Raw genomic sequence first — 18,906 nt, 5'->3', positions numbered from 1 at the left:
TCAGCCGTGGCTACCGAAGCAGGAAAGAATATACTGGCTTTGCTAGTGCTTTACTACCGCTTTTCCGGTTTCGGATGTATATTGCTTTCGCAGAAGGATTACGATAACCTAACGTACAAACTTCTGACAACAGCATTCAGATAAGATAAAATTAAGCATTTCATGCCGCATACAATCGAATTTCTTTACCAAAAGTACCTGGAGTGCCACCACGTAAGCACCGACTCCCGTGCGGGGCAGGAGCAGAGCCTGTTCTTTGCACTAAACGGGCCGAATTTTAAAGGAGCAGCCTTTGCCGCTGCTGCCCTGGCTAAAGGAGCGCGTTATGCTGTAGTAGACGACCCGGCCATGGCATCCGACAATTGCTTTGTAGTAAAAGACACGCTACTGACGCTGCAGGAACTGGCCCGGCACCACCGTAGGCAATTGAGCCTGCCTGTAATCGGCATTACCGGCTCCAATGGCAAAACCACCACCAAAGAACTTATTTATGCGGTGCTCAGTCAAAAATTTAACACGCTTTATACGCAGGGCAACCTCAACAACCACATCGGGGTACCGCTCACACTGCTGCGCATAAAGCAGGAGCACGAAGTGGCCATTATAGAAATGGGTGCCAACCATATTGGCGAGATTGCGCTCCTCTGCAGCATTGCCCTGCCTTCGCATGGCCTTATCACCAATATTGGCAAAGCGCACCTCGAAGGGTTTGGGAGTTTGGAAGGCGTGGCGCGCGGCAAAAGCGAACTCTACGCGCACCTCGACAAGACAGGCGGCACTGTGTTTGTAAACACCTCCAATGAGCACCTGCTGCGCATGAGCCGCCGCATTGCCGATAAAGTTACGTACCCTGCCCCATCTGATTTTTACCACAGCCAGCTTTTAGAAGCATCTCCGTATGTAGTTTACCTGGATGAGGCAGGTCAGAAGGTGCAAACACAATTGGTTGGCTCTTACAACTACGAAAACATGGCTGCAGCCGCCTGTATAGGCAAGTATTTTCAGGTGCCGCTGGAAAAGGCCAATGCGGCCATTGCGGCCTACAGCCCTCAGAATAACCGGTCGCAGGTAGTGCAGAAAGGCAGCAACACCATTTTGCTGGATGCCTATAATGCCAACCCTACCTCTATGGCCAATGCCATCCGCCATTTTGGTTCTATGAAAGCGCCACGAAAAGTGGTAATAGTGGGAGACATGTTTGAAATGGGCGCTGAAAGTGCCACCGAACACACCCTCATAGGCCAGGTGCTGGCAGAGCAGCCTTTCGACGAGGTCTTGCTCTGTGGCAAAGACATGCAGTATGCTGCACAAGCCAGTGCACAGTTCCACCACTTCTCTACAAAGCCGGAACTGGAGCAATGGCTACAGGAGCACCCAATCTCTGAGAGCTATGTTCTGATTAAAGGTTCCAGAGGCATGGGCCTGGAAACGCTGCTGGAAAAGCATTTTTAACCAGAAAGGCAGCCCGTGAACCTGCAAGTTCGCGTGCTGCCTTTCTGGTTAAATTCTTCTAATGAAATCGGGCTTCTGGAGGTATTTTGGAGACTTTAGATGCTAGCTGTTAAACTGTTAAAAAGTTAAAAATGGATGCACACCCTGAAAACAACCATTTAGCAAATTAACAACTAGCAATCAACAGCCAAATTATTCTAATGAAAACAGCCTTCCGGAGGTGTTTTCTTAAATGCTGAATGGCGAATTGAAGTCTTGTAGCAAGGGCAATATCTCATCTTTCGGAGAGACAAGCGGTTCTGCTATGCCCCAGTCTATGCCAATGGCCGGGTCGTTCCAGAGCAAGCCTCCTTCTGATGGCTGGTGGTAGTAGTCTGTGCATTTGTACAGGAAAGCAGTGTCATCTTCCAGTGCTACAAACCCGTGTGCAAACCCAGGAGGCACCCAAAACATGTTATGTCGCTCCGCATCGAGCAGGCAGGCTACATATTCCCCGTAAGTAACAGATCCCCTTCTTAAATCCACGGCTACATCCAGAGCCTTACCCGTAGCAACACGTACCAGCTTGCCTTGTGCAAAGGGGGGTTTCTGAAAGTGCAGGCCACGCAGAACACCTTTTTTAGAAACAGACTGGTTATCCTGCACAAAAATAGGATCTATCCCAAAGGGTTCGAACATTTTCTGGCTGAACGTTTCCAGGAAAAAGCCCCGGTCATCCTTGAACACACGCGGTATAAACTCAATAAGCCCTTCTATGTGGTACGTTTTTGATTCCATTCTTAATCTTGCTCTTAAAATATCTACAAAAAAAGCGATTTTTTATTTAAAACACTGGCTTATTTCCTGTTGTTACTTCTGCTATGGCAGCTAGATACTGGTCTATTACAAAGTGGTCGTTAAATTTTGTTTCTGCCAGCTTCCGGCTTGCCTGCCCCATTTGCTGTAGCTGCCCGTTGCTGAGCTGCAGAAGTTGCAGCATACTGTCGGCCAGGGCCGTTGCGCTTTTAACTTGACAGAGCAAGCCATTCTCTCCGTGGTGCACTACCTCCCTGCAGCCAGGCACATTGGTGGCAATGAGCGGTTTTGCCATAGCTGCTGCCTCCAACAGGGTCCGGGGCGTACCTTCGCGGTAAGAGGGCAGCACCACACAATCGGCCTGGGCAATTTTGGCCGCCACATTATCGGTAAAGCCCAGATACTCTATGTGCCCTGCCTGCAGCCAGGCTTGTAGTTGTTCCGGGCTTATGCCAGATCGGTTCCGTTCATCCAGCGCCCCCAGCAGCTGGCACCTAACAGCAGGAAATTGTAACTTAACTAGTTGGGCTGCCTCTACATATTCTTTTATGCCTTTTTCGTACATCAGCCGGCCTATCATTAAAAAAACGAAGGGCTGGTTGCGCTTAAAAGTATGGGCCGGAGCAAATGCCTCCAGGTTTATACCAGAGCCAGGCAACACGGCAGTAATTTGTTTCTGCACCAGCCCTTGTTCCAGAAAAAGCTGCTGGTCATCGGTGTTCTGAAAAAAGACTTTCTTTGGGTACCTGAAGGCAAGCTTATACAGTGCCACCGCCACCGCAGACACTGCTCCTTTTGAGATAAACACGGTACCCAAACCCGATACATTGTTGATGGCTGGTACTCCTGCCAGTTGTGCTGCCATTGTACCATAAATATTAGGCTTAATGGTATAGTGCAGCACCACATCAGGCTGCAGCCGCTTGTATGCTTTATACAGCCGCCAGGTAAGATGCAGATCGGAAAAAGGATTGGTGCCCTGCGACATGGGCATACGTTCGAAGGAACAGCCGGCAGCCTCTAGTTTTGGGGCATAGGCATCGGGTGGGGCAATGGCTATGACCTCATGCCCCTGCACCAACAAGGTCCTGATCAGGCTCATGCGGAAGTTAAAAACGTTCCAGGCTGTATTGATGACAATGGCAATGCGCATAGGTAAACAACTGCCGGGTAGCGAAACAAGCGTAGTGTGCTCGGACCTCTTAAAACGTGTAAGTTAGCCATAATTAGCGCTACTATCAGAAAAAAATAGTTTAAATTGCAGCTATTGTTCTTGTTCCCGCCTACTGCCAAAAATGGCCTGCGGCACACGCCACGGAGGTTGGGGGAACTGCTCTGCTATTAGCCAGCACAAGAAACCGGCTCTTTTAAAACCGGCATCGGCATAGCCTACCCACAAACTATTTACGTAGAAGTAGGTGCCAACTGCCACGGCCATGCTGGCAACAAGGGCTAAAGCCCTACAGTGAATGAACCTATATAGCCTGGCTCTTGCCAATGGCTACAGACCAACGCCAGGTTTAAGCTTGCCGCTCGGCCCATAGCATGTGGAGCAGTAGCAGCCTATACCATGATATTAAAAGAAATTTGATGGGTAAAAAACAATTTTACGAAACTGCCAAGCCACAGGAAACAGCAGTGCTTGTTGCAGTACCAAGTTACCGCCAGTCCGATGAGCAAACAAAAGAGTATCTCGATGAGCTTGCTTTTTTAACTGAGACAGCCGGTGCCAAAACCATAAAACGCTTTGTGCAAAAGCTCGATAAACCAGACACGCGCACCTTTGTAGGAAGCGGCAAGCTGGAAGAAATTCAGGCTTTTGTAAAAGAATATGACGTAGACATGGTTATCTTCGACGATGACCTAAGCCCCTCGCAAGTGCGCAACATAGAGCGGGAACTGCAGGTAAAGATCGTGGACCGAAGCCTGCTGATACTCGATATTTTTGCGCTTAGAGCCAAAACTGCCCAGGCACACGCACAAGTGGAAATGGCGCAGTACCAGTACCTGCTCCCACGCCTTACCAACCTCTGGACTCACCTTTCCAAACAAAAGGGTGGTATCGGTATGAAAGGTCCGGGTGAAACCGAGATCGAGACCGACAGACGTATTGTGCGCGAAAAAATATCGTTGCTGAAAGAACGCCTCACCAAGTTCGAAAAGCAGAATTTTGAGCAGCGCAAGTCGCGGGCCAGCATTACGCGGGTGGCACTGGTGGGTTATACCAACGTGGGTAAATCTACCATCATGAACCTGCTCTCTAAATCGGATGTGTTTGCGGAAAACAAGCTATTTGCTACCGTAGATGCCACCGTACGCAAGGTTGTGTTTGAGAACATTCCGTTCCTGCTTTCCGACACCGTAGGGTTTATCCGGAAACTGCCTACCAAGCTTATTGAATCGTTTAAATCTACGCTCGACGAGATTCGCGAATCAGACCTGCTTGTGCACGTGGTGGACATCTCGCACCCTTCGTTTGAAGAGCATATTGCCGTTGTAAACGCTACGCTTAAAGACATAAACGCCGTTGACAAACCGGTTATGCTGGTTTTCAACAAAATAGACAAATACCTGCAACAACGTGAACAAGAATTGCAACAGGAGCACGAAGGACTGGAAGAGCTACCTGCAAGGCCTTCTTTAGAAGACCTGAAGGCTACTTACATTGCCAAAGAGCACACATCGGCCCTCTTTATTTCTGCCACAGATAAAGTAAACATAGAGGAACTGCGCGAAGAACTGCTCCGGCGCGTATCAGAAATTCATTTCGAACGCTACCCCAACAACGTGTAAGCACACAGTTCTACAACATACCAGAGGCTGCTCCTACCCAGGGGCGGCCTCTCTTTTTTAAAGCGCAAGATCTAAAATCGCCAATTTGCATCCTTGCTTTACACCCTTTCCCTGAGCCAAAAGGCCTTGACAAACCTACCGCCGCCAACCCATGGAAAGCCTCCGGAAGGCCTATTTCATTCGAATAATTTGCTTAATGCACAATCTGGATGCGGATAGCTTTTAATGCGTATAAATACCGGCATACCCTGCAACAGATGCCTCTTGCGTGAATCACGGGGCTGTGCCACAACTATTTCCGGGCACTATCAGTAAAGACGAAAAGCCTGTGCCAACACCACCTGAATAGGATGCCAGTGCTTGTTGTAACATATACATTTATGAAGACACTATATATCCTTCGGCATGCTAAATCGAGCTGGGAATTTGAAGAACTCAGCGACCATGACAGGCCTCTGAACAAACGCGGCCGCATAGATGCCCCGCTTATGGGAGAGGAACTTTCAGCACGTAATGTGAAGGTAGACCTGGTTATTTCGAGTCCGGCAGTAAGAGCCATCTCTACCGCTACGCTGGTAGCCAAAGAACTGGATTATGAGCCAGACAACATGGTCATAAATAACCGGATTTATGGAGCCGATAAAAAAGATTTACTCGAAGTGGTGCAGGAAGCTCCTGCCGATGCCGAGGCCCTTATGATTGTAGGACATAACGAGGCGCTTTCTGATTTTGCCAACATGCTCTCGCCCGTGGCCATATCCAGGATACCAACAGCAGGTGTAGTGGCCCTGGAGTTCGACTGCGAAAGCTGGTACGACATTAGCTCCAAAAATGCCAAATTTCTCTTTTTCGACTTCCCAAAAAATTATAAATAATCCCTAACCCAAAAGAGGCAGCGCCTGTATTGTTGCCTCTGGCCTGGAAGCAGCCGCCACCGGCATCGCTTTTGAAGAACACCAGCCTTGCCAAAGGCAAAGACAAATATGGAAAAGCATCAAACCGATAAAAAAAACAAAACTTATCCTTTTATAAACCGCGAGCTAAGCTGGCTTGCCTTTAACTACCGGGTACTGCAGGAAGCCAAAGACCCACGCGTGCCGCTACTGGAGCGCATAAAGTTTATGGCTATTTTCTCCTCTAACCTCGATGAGTACTTTAAAGTCCGGGTGGCCACCTTAAAGCGGCTCGTCATGCTCAAAAAGAAAACCCGCGAAAAGCTAGTGGAGCCACCCACCGAAACCCTGGAGCAGGTACTGCAGGAGGTAGGCAGGCAACAGGAAGAGTTTGGCCAGGTGTTCCGCGAAGGCATACTGGCCGACCTGCGTAAAGAAAACATTCACCTGCTTACTGAGCACGACCTGAATGCCAAGCAGCAAACGTTTGTAAAAAAGTATTTTAAAGATACGCTGCAGCCCCTTTTGCTGCCCATTTTGCTGGACGAAACCCAAACACACCTGTTCCTGAAAGACCAGACCGTGTACTTGGGCGTGCACCTGACGGAGCCTAAAACAGCAGATGCTCCTGCCGAGCGATTTGCCTTAATGGAGATTCCAACCAAAAAGCATGGCGGTCGGTTTCTGAAGCTTCCTACTGTTGGCAACAAACGCTACGTTATGTTCATAGACGATGTGATCCGCTTCTGTATGGGCACTTTGTTTCCGGACTATGCACAGCAAAAGGCACATGCCGTAAAAGTATCCAGAGACGCCGAGCTCGACATTGAGGATGAAATTTCGGGTAATCTTATGACTAAGATCAGGAAGAGTCTGAAGAAGCGCGAAACTGGTTACCCTGCCCGCCTGCTCTACGACCCCGAAACGCCGCAGGTGCTCCTCGAAGCGATTATGGCCCACACCGGAGTATCAGAGGATGCCCTGGTAGAAGGAAGCAAATACCATAACTTCCGCGACTTTTTCCAGTTTCCGGACTTTAACCTGCCACAGCTTAAGTTCGAGCCCCAGCCAGCCCTTATTCACCCGCAGTTGGAGCAGGAGCCGAACATACTGGATGCCATGAAAAAGCAGGATTACCTGGTGCACTACCCTTACCAGTCGTTCGACTATGTGCTCAAGCTGTTTCAGGAGGCGGCTGAAGACCCTACAGTGCAATCTATCAGCGCCACGCTCTACCGCGTAGCCGAAGACTCTGCCATTGCTAAAGCTCTCGTAAAAGCGGCTAAAAATGGTAAGCTGGTAACAGTGGTTGTTGAACTGAAAGCCCGCTTCGACGAAGAATCCAATATGTTTTGGGCAGGAAAACTGCAGAAGGCAGGCGCTAATGTAATTCTGGGTGCACCCGAATTAAAAGTGCACTCTAAGCTAGGCTTGATTACACGGGTAGAAGCTGGCAAAATGAAACACTACGCTTACCTGAGCACCGGCAACTACAACGAAGATACCTCGCTTATCTACTGCGACCATGCCCTCTTTACCAGTAATCCGGAGCTGACTAAGGATGTAGAGCAAGTGTTCAACTTTTTAATGGATGGGCAGCCAGATAAAACATTTAATCGGTTACTTGTTGCACCCATTAACATGCGGGAGCGCTTTGTAGAGTTGATTAACAGGGAAATAAGGAATGCTAAAAAAGGTCTTCCGGCCTCCATGATTCTAAAAATGAATGCCCTGCAGGACGAGCGCATGATTAAAAAGCTCTACGAGGCCAGCAAAGCCGGCGTAAAGGTGCAACTGCTGGTGCGGGGCATCTGTTGCCTGGTGCCGGGGCAGGAGAAAGTTAGCGAGCATATCCAAATGCGCAGCATTGTAGACCGCTACCTGGAGCACGCCCGCGTGTACATTTTCCATAACAATGGCGAAGAAGAATACTATGTTGCCTCTGCCGATTGGATGACCCGCAACCTGAACCGGCGGGTAGAAGTGTGCTTCCCGCTCCTAGAACCGAAGCTGGTTGCAGAACTGCGCCATATCATAGATCTGCAGTTGCAAGACGATACCAAGGCCCGCAATGTCGACAATACGTATGTGGAAGCAGACACTAAGCAAGAAGTCCGCGCGCAGTACGCCACTTACGATTACCTGCAGAGCCTGGTACCAAAAGGAATAGATCCCATTCGGAAATCAGAGTAGGTCAGAGAAAAAGTATTGTTCTCTAAATGCTAAATCCCCTTGCTGGCTTTAACCAGCAAGGGGATTTAGCATTTAGAGCCTGCTGAGAACTTAACTTTACAGCCAATTTAGGTGCAGGGCAAGAGCAACCAAGCTCTGGTTTTCTACTTTTGCGAAAAACGGCGGGGAGGCACCAGGTACAGCTCTACACCGATATAACCGGCACCGGCCAGGTCGTTGTTTATCAACTCGTCGCGCGAGCCTATTACGTCGTAGATTCGATTGCGGTAATACTGCCGGAAACCACCTTCAATCGAAAACCACAGAAAATCGTAAATCTCCTGCTCCAGGCGCAACAGGGCTTTAATATCAGTGCGCCTCAGCTCAATATCCTGGAACTGCGACAGTGGCGTTATGTTAACGTACATGTTGTAGCTAGCACCCTCCAGCCGGTAGCCACCATATAAAATGGTTTTTTCTGAGATGTTGCGCCTAACCCGGAAGTTAGCCGGGAAAATAGATTCTACACCCCATTTATCGTTAAAGGTGCGGTTGTAGAGAACACCCGGGTACACGCGCCTGCGCCCAAAGGTATAGCCAAGCTGCGCCCCAACTCCCCAAGAAAAATAGGGGCTCTTCTTCCAGCCATAGGCCAGGTCTACAGTAGTTTTTAGGTAATCGGTTATATTTATATCTTTCTGGGTGTAGTCGCCGTTCAGTTCACCCTTGGCACGTATCAGGTAAAATCTTTCTTCGTCTATGGAACGAAGAAACGCCACCTGCAGCCCCAGACTTTTCAGATCCCTATCTTCGAGGTACCTGTAGAGGCTGTAGGAGCTGGGTTCTACGTTTTCAAAGTTAAATTCCTCCACATTATATGTAACGCCTACCAACAGCTTGGTGCGTGGCTTGTTTAGAACAGGAGCCATTAGGCGCATATCCCATTTGTTGTTGCGCCTTACCCGGCCTGTGCCGTTCCCGATAGTAGGATTGTCGGATCTGGAATCAATATCGAACTGCGGCAAGCGCTCGTAACCAATTACAACCCCTCTTCCTCTTGGCATTCCTTCTACCGATGGGTTTGCATAATGCTTTTCTTCTTCAGGCTCAATAGCCTGCGCTCTTACCAACTGGCTCAGCAACAGCAACGGACCTGTTATCAGACATAAAAATAAAATTTTCATAGTGTAGGGTAATAAGTCTTTGTACGATAAAAATGATCCGGCTCACAGGCAGCTTTGCTTTGGGCAATTGTTTAAACAACATGATTGTGCCCTAAGCATTGCTATGGCCCAAAAGCCTCTGGAGGGTCATTCACATTAGAAGAATTTGGTTAATGGCATAAGTCAAACGTTTCAGCACCTTTACGAGCTACACCGTGTAAGCTTTGTACCATAAGCTTCAAGTTCTGGTTCAGCAACGTTAACGCTGATTTCTGGTTGCTAATTAAAATTATTTTGGCAGTGGCCAAAGCTATAGTAACTGCTGCGAGCACGGCATTACTCTGGCTCATCCACCACAAATGGCGATGTAGCTCCTAGAAGAAAAACCCTAAATTAACGTTAAACAAGCCTTCTTCTCCTTTGGTATATGTAAGAGAAATTACGTTTTTCCGAGCGATATCGATCCAAAGGCCTCCTCCCACACCGGTATGCAGGCTTCTGAAAAACGGCCGTTTGTCGCTCCCATCGTAGTACACACGCCCGGCATCTAACAGGCCCAGAACTCCCAACTTGGCAGGCGTAACTGAAAAGTTCAGATCAAACAGCCCCAGCCTGGCTTCGGCATTGCCGAATATGGCGCTGCGGCCTGCGAAGCGGGTACGGCGGTAACCCCGAAGGTTCTCTGTTCCGCCCAGTGTTGCTGCCTGAAAAAACCGGAAGTCACCAAAATTGTGCGAAGCTCCCAAGCGGCCGGCCCAGGTAATCTGGAACGGAAAGTTCGGACTGACATAAAACCTGAACTCTGACTGTATGTTGGAGTAATTTATTTTCTCTTCTCCGATCTGCTGCTGAAAACTAAAGCGGTTATGCCACCGCATGCCTATACGGGGGTTTGCTATGTTTTTATCACCGAACACATCCAGGTTAGCAAAAGCAATGACTCCCACATAGTGTTGTGCAACAAAAGATTGCTCCTCCTCTTTGTAAATGGTTGGTTCCAGTCGCCCGGCAGTTACCTCCTGTAGCAGATAAGACTCCCCTCCTGAGTCAGACACCCTGAACCGGTCGTAGGTAGGGCCAATACCCACGGATAGAAAGGAGTTCAGGTTTTTAGAAAAGGTAGCATGCAGGTCTACTCGCCGGTAACGCACCCTGTAAAAACTGTTGTGCAGGCTATCGGCAGCCTGAGTGTCGTTTCCGAAGCCATAGAAGTTCCGCTGGAACTGCGGCCCCTGCAACAGCGCATACAGGTTCAGATTCCACTTATCTATTACATCGCGGATATCGGCTGTGTATTTAATGTTAAACGACTTGGTAAGAAAAGCAAAGTTGGCTTCTAAGAGATGTTCTGAGGCATAAGGCGTTTTTCGGAATTTTTGTGTTCGCCGCAGCACACCCGCACCCAAGAACAGCCCATCGTCTACGTTATACTGTGCCGACAGCCTTGGCCCAATGTAAGGCAGCTGAAAATTGGCGCGGTCGTAGGTGTTAACGTCGGTTGTAATGGCCGTTTTATCTTTTGTTTCCTGGCCGAACCGGAATGTGTTTCCTTCTTTGGTATCATACACGACGGTATGCTTCTTCAGCCCGCTTACATAAGACTCATCGCTGATGCTATCTTCTCCTCTTCCGCCAATTATGCGCACCACAATGGCTTTGTTTACATTACCGGTTACTTCAAACCTGTCTAGCCCCCCTAAGCCGTAAAGGCGGATCTCCTGGGTTTCGTTGGTAAAAAATGTGCGGGTAAAGAGCGTATCCCTGATGTCGCCTTCCTTCTTGATTTTGAAAACCGTCAATTTGGTTTCGTCATCGTTGAGGCGCTCCACAATAAAGTGCTCGTGCTTGTCGCTGCCAGCCACATCTACCACCTGCGAAATGTGCTCGTAATATTTTTCGGCCACCTGTGGTAGCTGCTCGCGCCGCGATCGGAGTTTGGCTGCTATCTCAGGGCCTGACAAAGCGCGGATGCTTTCCGGGAAACGCTTTACGGCTTCTTCTATCACACTGTCTGTTACCTGCACTCTTATTTCTTCCGCCATTTGTATCCACTCGGCCCGGGTAACACTTGGCGTAAAAGTACGATCTAGGGTAAGGCCACTCAGGCCAAGGCCTACCACATCATGAAAATCGTAATCGAAGTTTTGGATATGGCGTACGCCCCACTTGCGGGTGGCCAGCCAGGGCAATATACCATCAGCCTTAAAAAACACCTGGTCCCGGTCTTCGGGCACCGGACTGTAGCGCACCTGGTTGCCGTTTTTGTCTTCTTTCCAGCGCCACTGCCCCTCATGCCTGTCCCAGTCGCCAATAAGCATATCGAAGAGGCGGGCGCGGGCGAAAGCTTGCTCATCTACGCGGTTGTCGTTGTCTTTTTCCACCTCCCGCAGCACTTTGTCAGTGCCGACCAGGTTTTCGGCGTTTCCAAGGCTGGCTACGTCTTCGTGGTTCTCATCGGGATCTTCTTCCAGAAAGGCCATTGTGTTCCCGAACTCATCTATATATTGCCGCAAATAAGGGGTGTTGGGAATGTACACCAGCTTAGGGTTGGTATGGAATACACCTGCGGCATTGGCCAGAGGAGGTACTGCCAACGCACCATACGGGTGTTGCCCCGAAATCTGATCTTGCAGCAGCGCCTTGGCGGCTGTTTCGCGGAGATACTCCGGCAGCGCATTGGTGGGGTCTTTATCTACGGTGCGCAGGGTGTATTCCTGGGCATCGGGGTTCCGCACCTTCAGCGAAGCAGTTTGCTTTCCGCCTCCTTTCTGGTAAGGTGTAAGTCCGTTGAGCTCGTTTTTCATATCGAGCAAGGGCACCTCTACCGGCGTTCCCCACTCTTTCCGGTAATGGCCGCCTAAAAACTTCCTCCGGATTTTGGTAGTAAGGTAGTCTTGGTTAGCTGCCACAGTAATGGTGCTGTCGGCATAGTTGATAGTATCTTCTACCAAAGGTTCTTCCGGGCGGGGCTTTTTGGCATAGAGCGGGGTACGGAACGAAATATGACCTGTTTCACCATCTCCTTCAGGCACCCAAAACTCCGTCCAGACTTCTCCGTTTTCGTAATAGAGCACCTTTGCAAAGCCCTTCACCTCCTGCAGGTAACTGGCCCCGCCTCCGGGTTTTACAAACTGTGTTTTGCACCCAGAACCGCTTAGGATGTGCGGAAGCTTACCGAGCTTTGCATATTCCAGTGCATGCTCATGCCCTGCTGCATACACAATGTTATCATACTTCTCAAAAATGGCCATAAGCCCTTGTATGTAGGCCTGGTACCGGGGGTGCGGCGTGTCCTGCAGAATACCACCATATTTTCGGGCAAATGGATAGATTGACCCAATTACCGGCAGGGGCATGTACATCCAGTCGCGGAGCATCGTGAGCGGGAAAATATGATCTTTCAAGGTAAAGAAGCCGCCATGTGCACCACGGGCGAGTAAGGGATGGTGCGCCACTACCATTATATCGCTGCCGCTGTTTTTTTCTATGATATCTTCCAGCTGTATTAAAAAGTCTACTTCTGTACCAGCCTGGCAGGCACTGTTGGAGCCATAGGGCCTATCGAAAGGGTGGAGCCACCATTCGGAGTCGATGGCGATAAGTACCAGGTCATCGCTGATTTTAACTTCGTAGGGGCCGGGGCAGCCGTTGCCCGGCACATAAAAATCGCCGCCACTCACAATGTTCTCTTCTGTAAGGTAGGTATTTACATACACCTGCTCCCGCATTACAGCTTCCATGCCACCTCGCCCACTATGGTTCCAGTCGTGGTTACCCGGAATCATATACTTTTCGCCAGGGTAGCCTCTGAGAATATCGAGTTGGGCATTTAGTCTTTTTTCAGATATTTCGCGATCGCTCCTTCCTTCTTCCGGCAAGCCGTTGTGGTATACATTATCCCCCAGAAAAATAGTGGCACTTTTGGCGCCAGCTTCTTCCATTTGTTTGCGCATCAGTATAAGCGAGGGTTCTCCTTTCTCCAGGTCTGGCGCGCCCACATCGCCTATCAAAAAAACCGTGTACTGGAGTTTGTTGTTAGGATCTGGTTCGGTTTGTGCCCAATCTACGACATCGCGGCTAAACCAGACTTTATTTGAGGCACAGGCCGACAGGAAAAAGACAAGAGCTAGTGTAAACAACCAGCGTGTAGACACAGTGTAGTAAGTATGCTTCATATAAATGATCAAACAAATCGTGCCTGTAGAGCCACGTGTAGGTCCAGGCAATCTATAGGCTGCTTCTCTAAGCTGTACGGCAGGGCACCTACAGGCGAGTAACTTTCTATTGGAAATTTAGCTGATTGCATAGTTATAGTCGGTAATAATGTTTTACTGGAGCATAGCAAAAGTGCCGCTGGCACCACACGACTGGAATTGATAAACGATAAGAAACAGGATTTAGTTATTGCCTCTTTTGAGACATCGCGCCCCCCTTAAAACCCCTGCTTCCTTTTATGACCCAAAGCCTCCGGAAGGGCATTTTCATTAGCAGAATTTGGTTGCTGAATGGAGGAATTTTGATTGAGTGATTGAGAAAAAGACACAAACTGCCATCCTGTAAATCCTGATTTCTTAAAAGGGCTTGTGTACTGAGTTTCTAAAAAGCCTCCGGAAGGCCGTTTTCATTTAAATAATTTTATTGCTGGTTATTAGTTGCTGATTATTTAAGGTTCTATGGTTTAACTAATTCCCGCGCCAGTCATGCAACATGCTGCCAGTGTGCCTGGGTCGGGCAGTGGCAGAAAATGGTACCTGGTTTTATGAGCTTGTTAACTAAAAGTGCCATTTACCGTAACCGCAAATTACATTAGCTGCATAAAAAAGCACCACCTTCTATATCTGCTTTGCTAATAAGATGCAGCCATGCTCCTCTATACCAAAGCAGTTTTAAAAACCTATATGGAGAATTACACTATCATAGATCAAGCAAAGGAATATGTTTCAAAGCTTTTTCAGGAAAAACTTTCTAAAAAGCTGGTATACCATAATTATAAACACACCTTCGAAACAGCAAACGAGGCATTGCAATTAGGGCAACTGCATGAGCTTAGTTCAGAGGAATTACAGGACCTCGTGTTAGCCGCCTGGTTTCATGACACAGGCTACATCAATACGTACCAGGATCATGAAGAAGAAAGCATAAGACTGGCCTCACAGTGGCTCGAGGAGCAGCAGTATCCTGTCGAGCGAATTCAGCAGATTAATGCCTGTATATTGGCTACCAAGCATGGCAGAGAACCTAAAACGTTACTAGAGCAGATTTTGGTAGACGCAGACCTTTCGAATATTGGGAAGCCTACTTTTTTTGCTACGGCAGAGTTGCTCCGCGTGGAGTGGGAAATTTTTCTGGACAAGTTTTTCACAGACCGGGAGTGGGCACAGTTCCAGATCGATTTCCTGCTTACCACCACCTTTTATACAGCTGCAGCACAAGGTAAATTTGCCAATCAGCTTGGGCTAAACATACAGGAGCAACGAAATTACTTAAACAATGAAGTAAAGAAACAGAAAAAGCAAGAAAAAAAATACCGCGAAACACTGGCCCAGCCCAAAAGAGGCATCGAGACCATGTTCCGCAACACGTACCGCACGCACCTAAGCTTAAGTGCAATCGCTGATAACAAGGCTAACATGATGATCAGCCTTAACGCCATTATTATGTCGGTTATTATTACCTACATAAGCGCCAAATCTTCTGTTATCGGTACAGAGTTTGCGCAGCATCGCATCCTGATCATACCAGTAGGCATGCTACTGCTGACAACCCTTGGCTCTATTATATTTGCCATCATATCGGCCCAGCCAGAAGTAACGAGCTTTTCGATGAGTAAAAATAAAATGAAGAACAGAGATGTAAACCTGCTCTTCTTTGGAAATTTTACGAACCTATCGCTGGAAGATTTCCAACAAGGAATGCACGAAATCATGCGCGATAAGAAATCGCTGTACACCAATATGATTACCGATATCTATTACCTGGGGGAAGTGCTGAACCGCAAGTATAAAATTCTGCGCGTATCTTACACTATTTTTATGGTTGGGTTGGTGTTTACGGTTATAGCCTTCAGCATTGCCATGGCATATTATTAATATATGTTGCGTAATACTCTGACATTATAGGATAAAGGACCTATATTACATAAGCCCCCTCCCCTTTTGGCCACTGGCACTTGTTTTAGGAAGATTTGTAACCCAAATTTGTTTTTTGAACAAGCAAGTATATTTAGCCATGTAGTTCAATGGGTAAAATAGAAGTGAAATAAACTTAATGACCGCATTTCATTCAAAAACAAAAGTACACCGCCAATTCCAAATTTGTGGATATCATAAATTGCAAAACACATTAAGCAGGATGATCTTCATGATGATCATCCCTTGACAATGCACCAAAGAGGTTCAGAATAGTGATAGCGGCTACAATCGAAAGCACCTTTTTCCCAAAGGCTGATGTTTTAAGCTACAACAGTATGAACAACAGCACTCGGAATATAAAGCAAATCGCAGAGTCACTCAGAATATCATTTCAACTAAAAAGAAGAGTGTTAGCCTAGTTGGCTGAAAAGGTTAAAGTAAGAAATTGTATTAAACCTGATTTTTAACCGAAACTTAAGTACTGCTCCTGCCGCTATAAGGTTCGGTGACCAGGTTAGAGTCGAGAACCTCAGCATAATTAAACTTACCGTAAGCATGATGACACATAAAAATCACCAAAAAGCCACCTCACATGATTATCTTTAAGAATGGCTTTGTAACGCTGGAATATGCACCAGCTTCAGATATACTCTCATTTGAGATGCCGAATGTGGATGATATTGTGATGCCGGAGATGAAGCGCAGCTTAACAATTATTGTGGAGCACGTACGGAACTACGATGTAAAACGCATTTTACTGGATGCAAGACAAACATGTGTATTGGTGGATGATAACAGCTACGCACAGATTATTTCTGATTTTTATCGTGACATGATGGCAACCCGGGTCCAGAAAATAGCACGCCTCATTACGCCCGATTCAATTAGGGAAAGAGTTGTTAAAAAGCTTTTAGACAATACAAATCTTTCCATAGAGGTCCAGTGGTTCACTGAGGTTGGCTCTGCTGTCGAGTGGCTGAAGAGTGGTGTCTTATCAAAGGCTCAGCCTCAATCTGTCCCATTTTAATAAAATATTACCAAACTGCTCACCTTGTATTTAGTGCTACTTACCCCATGGAGAATATTAAGACCACAGAAGATAAAATGCATGGTTCTATTTTCGCTCTGCTGAAGCGTTTTGTAGAATCCTCATATGATTTCAGTACCTGGATAAGATTACTTGAAGCAGCAGGCTTGGAAGGTGCTTCCTACCAGATGCAAGAGATGTACCCAACCAAAGAATTGTTAGCCATTGTAGATAAGGCTTCTGAAGCAACTGGTATGCCGACCTATTCCATAATGGAACAGTTTGGAGAGTTCCTAGTACCAGACCTACTCTTAATCTACAGTAAGTATGTAAACCCTAATTGGCGCACGTATGAGATGCTGTTGCACACAGAATGCTCCATGCATAGCGCAGTAAAAAAACTAGATGACAGGACAGACCCTCCCATGCTGCTGGTAACAAAGAAAGGCAGCGGGCAGTTGATTGTTGATTATCACTCCAAACGTAGAATGTCGGGAGTTGCCGTTGGCATTATTAAAGGTATTGCAAAGTATTACAATGAGAGCGACACGGTACTAGTAACACGCCTGACTTCACCTGATGAAGAAAGGGTGCAGATTCAGGTTGACTTTCTGAGTTGATGTTGCCAATGATAAGGTAAGAAAGTTAATCTGTATCTGCTGTATGTTTTCTTTGGTTACCTGCATGAAGGCATCCAGCACAAATCATGAACATAATTCAGGTGTTACGCTTACCCTTTTAGATTCATAACCTGAAAGCACTTTGACTTTGAAGAAAAAAACATTTGTGGAATACCTGTTATCCCCAACATTGAAGACGAGCGACTGCCAAAGCTGCGCAGCCTACCTATTTTAGACACCTCCGAAGAGAGCGGCACCCTCAATAACACTGCTGTCATTGCCTCCTGAATGTTTTATGTAGCTATAGCGTTGGCGAATTTTGAAAAAGGCCTATATGATCACTTAAGGCCGTTTGGGAGTGGGTGGCTCAACTGAAGTAAGCAGGAATGGAACCTGTGTTAGGCAGTTGTACTGAGGAGTAATGTTACCCGTTTCCAGAGTGCCAGAGAGGAACTCTGCCTGCTTGCTAATTCTATGGTAACTGGCAATTTTACTTGCAATCCTGTGCCACCGCTCCTCTAACCACATCTGATGGCTATAACACCTGGGTACGTGGCCGAAGAAGTTCTTTGAAACAGACCATAACATGCTAGTAAGCCTTGCTTCTATTATAATGGTTGATGGAGAGAATGCGTAGGCAAGCTGTATAATAGCAAAAGTTTTGTTGATTATCATTCAACAGAACGCAACCAAGCTTCAGCTGCTGCATCTTCCTCAAAAATTCTTATCTCTAAATCCTTATCAATACGTTGTATCAGGTTTTCGATGGTAAAGGTGGCATAAATACTTGTAGGAAGAACCTGCGCCAGGTAACGTAAGCCTGCGTCTTTCATGAGAGGAGTCCATGTATCCTCTGCCCAATCAAGTGCCATATCCCAAGAGCCGACTACATTTTTGTTGCTATTCAATAGCTTAGAGCAAGGATTTTCCTTTATCATTTCCAGCAACTTGTAGCCCCCTTCCTTAACAGTCTCCACAGATTGTACACCTAACCACTGGGCATATAAAATAGAACCATTATTTATTCTTTTGGCTTTGAAAAACACATCGCCAAATACTTTCTTTAATTCAACCTGCTGTTCCATTTTTTAAAATTCATCGTCCTCGCATCCGAAGAAATAGATAACAATAATGACTCTATTTATTTATTGAATGCTGCCGCAACCAAGCTTTAGCACTGGCTTTATCTCCAAATACCTTAACCTCAAATGCTTTATTGTTAGCGAAAAAATTTGAAGCCGTTGCCCCTGCAAAAGTTTCAGGTGAAGTGATCATGGCAAAGTGTTTTATTCCAGCAGCAGCTGCCTGTGATGCCCATTCGTTTACAACCCAATCAAGAGAATGGTCCCAACTTCCAAGAACTTCGCTTGTATCGTTAAGTACACAACTGAACCCTACGTCCTTTACCGCTTTTGTATAAGCGAAAGCACCTGCTTTAATATTGTCCTGTGTCAGATAACCAACCCAATTGGTAGATACCCACCTGTTCTCAGTGTCTACGGTTATAGTGATAAATACTTTTCCAAAAATATTTTTAAGTTCTTGCCTCATGCACTAAAAAGTGATTTGTGTATTAATTGGTGCAAATGTCTGAGAAAATAAGGTATAATAGCAACTAAATGTACAATTCTTCATCTTCTTTCTTTGGGCTTCGCTCATTCCTTACGTCAACAGAAATGCGTTTTACCAGCCTCAACACCATTTCATTCATTACATTTTCAGCTTCTTTTTTAGTATCTCTTTCTGCTTCTTATCAATAAAGTGCTATCAATATAGGGCTTTTCGTCCAAACTCCCTTATTTGTATTTTATAATTTCCAAACATCAGATGCTGCAAGTTTTATTTTTTCCAAAATTTAAA

14 protein-coding genes are annotated in these 18,906 nt (G+C 46.8%); 7 read left to right on the top strand and 7 right to left on the bottom strand.

Annotated elements, in window-relative coordinates:
* Nucleotides 1-162: 162 nt before the first annotated feature.
* Nucleotides 163-1,452 carry a UDP-N-acetylmuramoyl-tripeptide--D-alanyl-D-alanine ligase gene (locus tag ACMA1I_RS10595; RefSeq protein WP_337068298.1) on the top strand — a complete coding sequence of 430 codons (1,290 nt, stop codon included), beginning with the start codon at nt 163-165 and terminating at the stop codon, nt 1,450-1,452.
* A gap of 228 nt (nt 1,453-1,680) precedes the next feature.
* Here ACMA1I_RS10595 and rfbC read toward each other — a convergent pair whose 3' ends face one another.
* The 3 genes from rfbC to ACMA1I_RS10580 form a co-directional block, all read right to left on the bottom strand.
* Entirely contained in the window at nt 1,681-2,229 is a 549-nt protein-coding gene (gene rfbC, locus ACMA1I_RS10590) for a dTDP-4-dehydrorhamnose 3,5-epimerase (RefSeq protein WP_337068296.1), read from the bottom strand.
* A 46-nt stretch (nt 2,230-2,275) separates the two neighbouring features.
* Nucleotides 2,276-3,400, bottom strand: a complete 1,125-nt coding sequence (locus ACMA1I_RS10585; protein WP_337068294.1) for a glycosyltransferase family 4 protein — start codon at nt 3,398-3,400, stop codon at nt 2,276-2,278.
* A gap of 111 nt (nt 3,401-3,511) precedes the next feature.
* Nucleotides 3,512-3,685, bottom strand: coding sequence for a hypothetical protein (locus tag ACMA1I_RS10580; RefSeq protein WP_337068293.1), 174 nt, complete (start codon nt 3,683-3,685; stop codon nt 3,512-3,514).
* Between the two features lie 152 nt (nt 3,686-3,837).
* On the opposite strand from ACMA1I_RS10580, the gene hflX reads away from it, so the two are divergent.
* From hflX to ppk1, 3 genes are all read left to right on the top strand, one after another.
* On the top strand, nt 3,838-5,040 hold the full coding sequence (gene hflX, locus ACMA1I_RS10575) for a GTPase HflX (RefSeq protein WP_337068292.1): 1,203 nt from the start codon (nt 3,838-3,840) through the stop codon (nt 5,038-5,040).
* 380 nt (nt 5,041-5,420) lie between these two features.
* Nucleotides 5,421-5,915: a histidine phosphatase family protein gene (locus tag ACMA1I_RS10570; RefSeq protein WP_337068291.1), complete on the top strand. Its 495-nt coding sequence runs from the start codon at nt 5,421-5,423 to the stop codon at nt 5,913-5,915.
* Between the two features lie 108 nt (nt 5,916-6,023).
* Nucleotides 6,024-8,126 (top strand): polyphosphate kinase 1, encoded by a 2,103-nt coding sequence (gene ppk1, locus ACMA1I_RS10565; RefSeq protein ID WP_337068290.1) that lies wholly within the window; start codon nt 6,024-6,026, stop codon nt 8,124-8,126.
* 143 nt (nt 8,127-8,269) lie between these two features.
* Here the strand turns inward: ppk1 and ACMA1I_RS10560 are convergent, their stop codons facing one another.
* Together ACMA1I_RS10560 and ACMA1I_RS10555 are read right to left on the bottom strand one after the other, a co-directional pair.
* Nucleotides 8,270-9,289, bottom strand: a complete 1,020-nt coding sequence (locus tag ACMA1I_RS10560; RefSeq protein WP_337068289.1) for a DUF6268 family outer membrane beta-barrel protein — start codon at nt 9,287-9,289, stop codon at nt 8,270-8,272.
* Between the two features lie 353 nt (nt 9,290-9,642).
* Nucleotides 9,643-13,443, bottom strand: a complete 3,801-nt coding sequence (locus tag ACMA1I_RS10555; protein ID WP_337068288.1) for a metallophosphoesterase — start codon at nt 13,441-13,443, stop codon at nt 9,643-9,645.
* A 723-nt stretch (nt 13,444-14,166) separates the two neighbouring features.
* Here ACMA1I_RS10555 and ACMA1I_RS10550 point away from each other — a divergent pair.
* The 3 genes from ACMA1I_RS10550 (at nt 14,167) to ACMA1I_RS10540 (ending at nt 17,046) form a co-directional block, all read left to right on the top strand.
* Entirely contained in the window at nt 14,167-15,357 is a 1,191-nt protein-coding gene (locus ACMA1I_RS10550) for a Pycsar system effector family protein (RefSeq protein WP_337068287.1), read from the top strand.
* A 634-nt stretch (nt 15,358-15,991) separates the two neighbouring features.
* Nucleotides 15,992-16,426: a hypothetical protein gene (locus tag ACMA1I_RS10545; protein ID WP_337068286.1), complete on the top strand. Its 435-nt coding sequence runs from the start codon at nt 15,992-15,994 to the stop codon at nt 16,424-16,426.
* Between the two features lie 47 nt (nt 16,427-16,473).
* Nucleotides 16,474-17,046, top strand: a complete 573-nt coding sequence (locus ACMA1I_RS10540; RefSeq protein ID WP_337068285.1) for a heme NO-binding domain-containing protein — start codon at nt 16,474-16,476, stop codon at nt 17,044-17,046.
* Nucleotides 17,047-17,717: 671 nt separating this feature from the next.
* Here ACMA1I_RS10540 and ACMA1I_RS10535 read toward each other — a convergent pair.
* Nucleotides 17,718-18,131, bottom strand: coding sequence for a hypothetical protein (locus ACMA1I_RS10535; RefSeq protein ID WP_337068284.1), 414 nt, complete (start codon nt 18,129-18,131; stop codon nt 17,718-17,720).
* 52 nt (nt 18,132-18,183) lie between these two features.
* Complete coding sequence (locus tag ACMA1I_RS10530; RefSeq protein WP_337068283.1) at nt 18,184-18,597, bottom strand: STAS/SEC14 domain-containing protein; 414 nt, start codon at nt 18,595-18,597, stop codon at nt 18,184-18,186.
* Between the last annotated feature and the right edge of the window lie 309 nt (nt 18,598-18,906).

This window comes from Pontibacter sp. 13R65, from assembly GCF_047525655.1.
Lineage (GTDB): Bacteria > Bacteroidota > Bacteroidia > Cytophagales > Hymenobacteraceae > Pontibacter.
The sequence above is the reverse complement of the archived record's forward strand: the minus strand, read 5'-3'. Positions and strand labels throughout refer to the sequence as shown.

Excerpts from the sequence above, each read along its gene's own strand:
- ACMA1I_RS10585 (WP_337068294.1), bottom strand. The coding sequence starts at position 3,400 with ATGCGCATTGCCATTGTCATCAATACAGCCTGGAACGTTTTTAACTTC.
- ACMA1I_RS10560 (WP_337068289.1), bottom strand. The coding sequence starts at position 9,289 with ATGAAAATTTTATTTTTATGTCTGATAACAGGTCCGTTGCTGTTGCTG.
- ACMA1I_RS10580 (WP_337068293.1), bottom strand. The coding sequence starts at position 3,685 with ATGGCCGTGGCAGTTGGCACCTACTTCTACGTAAATAGTTTGTGGGTA.
- ACMA1I_RS10555 (WP_337068288.1), bottom strand. The coding sequence starts at position 13,443 with ATGAAGCATACTTACTACACTGTGTCTACACGCTGGTTGTTTACACTA.
- ACMA1I_RS10535 (WP_337068284.1), bottom strand. The coding sequence starts at position 18,131 with ATGGAACAGCAGGTTGAATTAAAGAAAGTATTTGGCGATGTGTTTTTC.
- ACMA1I_RS10570 (WP_337068291.1), top strand. The coding sequence starts at position 5,421 with ATGAAGACACTATATATCCTTCGGCATGCTAAATCGAGCTGGGAATTT.
- ACMA1I_RS10540 (WP_337068285.1), top strand. The coding sequence starts at position 16,474 with ATGGAGAATATTAAGACCACAGAAGATAAAATGCATGGTTCTATTTTC.
- rfbC (WP_337068296.1), bottom strand. The coding sequence starts at position 2,229 with ATGGAATCAAAAACGTACCACATAGAAGGGCTTATTGAGTTTATACCG.
- ACMA1I_RS10595 (WP_337068298.1), top strand. The coding sequence starts at position 163 with ATGCCGCATACAATCGAATTTCTTTACCAAAAGTACCTGGAGTGCCAC.
- ACMA1I_RS10545 (WP_337068286.1), top strand. The coding sequence starts at position 15,992 with ATGATTATCTTTAAGAATGGCTTTGTAACGCTGGAATATGCACCAGCT.
- ppk1 (WP_337068290.1), top strand. The coding sequence starts at position 6,024 with ATGGAAAAGCATCAAACCGATAAAAAAAACAAAACTTATCCTTTTATA.
- ACMA1I_RS10530 (WP_337068283.1), bottom strand. The coding sequence starts at position 18,597 with ATGAGGCAAGAACTTAAAAATATTTTTGGAAAAGTATTTATCACTATA.
- ACMA1I_RS10550 (WP_337068287.1), top strand. The coding sequence starts at position 14,167 with ATGGAGAATTACACTATCATAGATCAAGCAAAGGAATATGTTTCAAAG.
- hflX (WP_337068292.1), top strand. The coding sequence starts at position 3,838 with ATGGGTAAAAAACAATTTTACGAAACTGCCAAGCCACAGGAAACAGCA.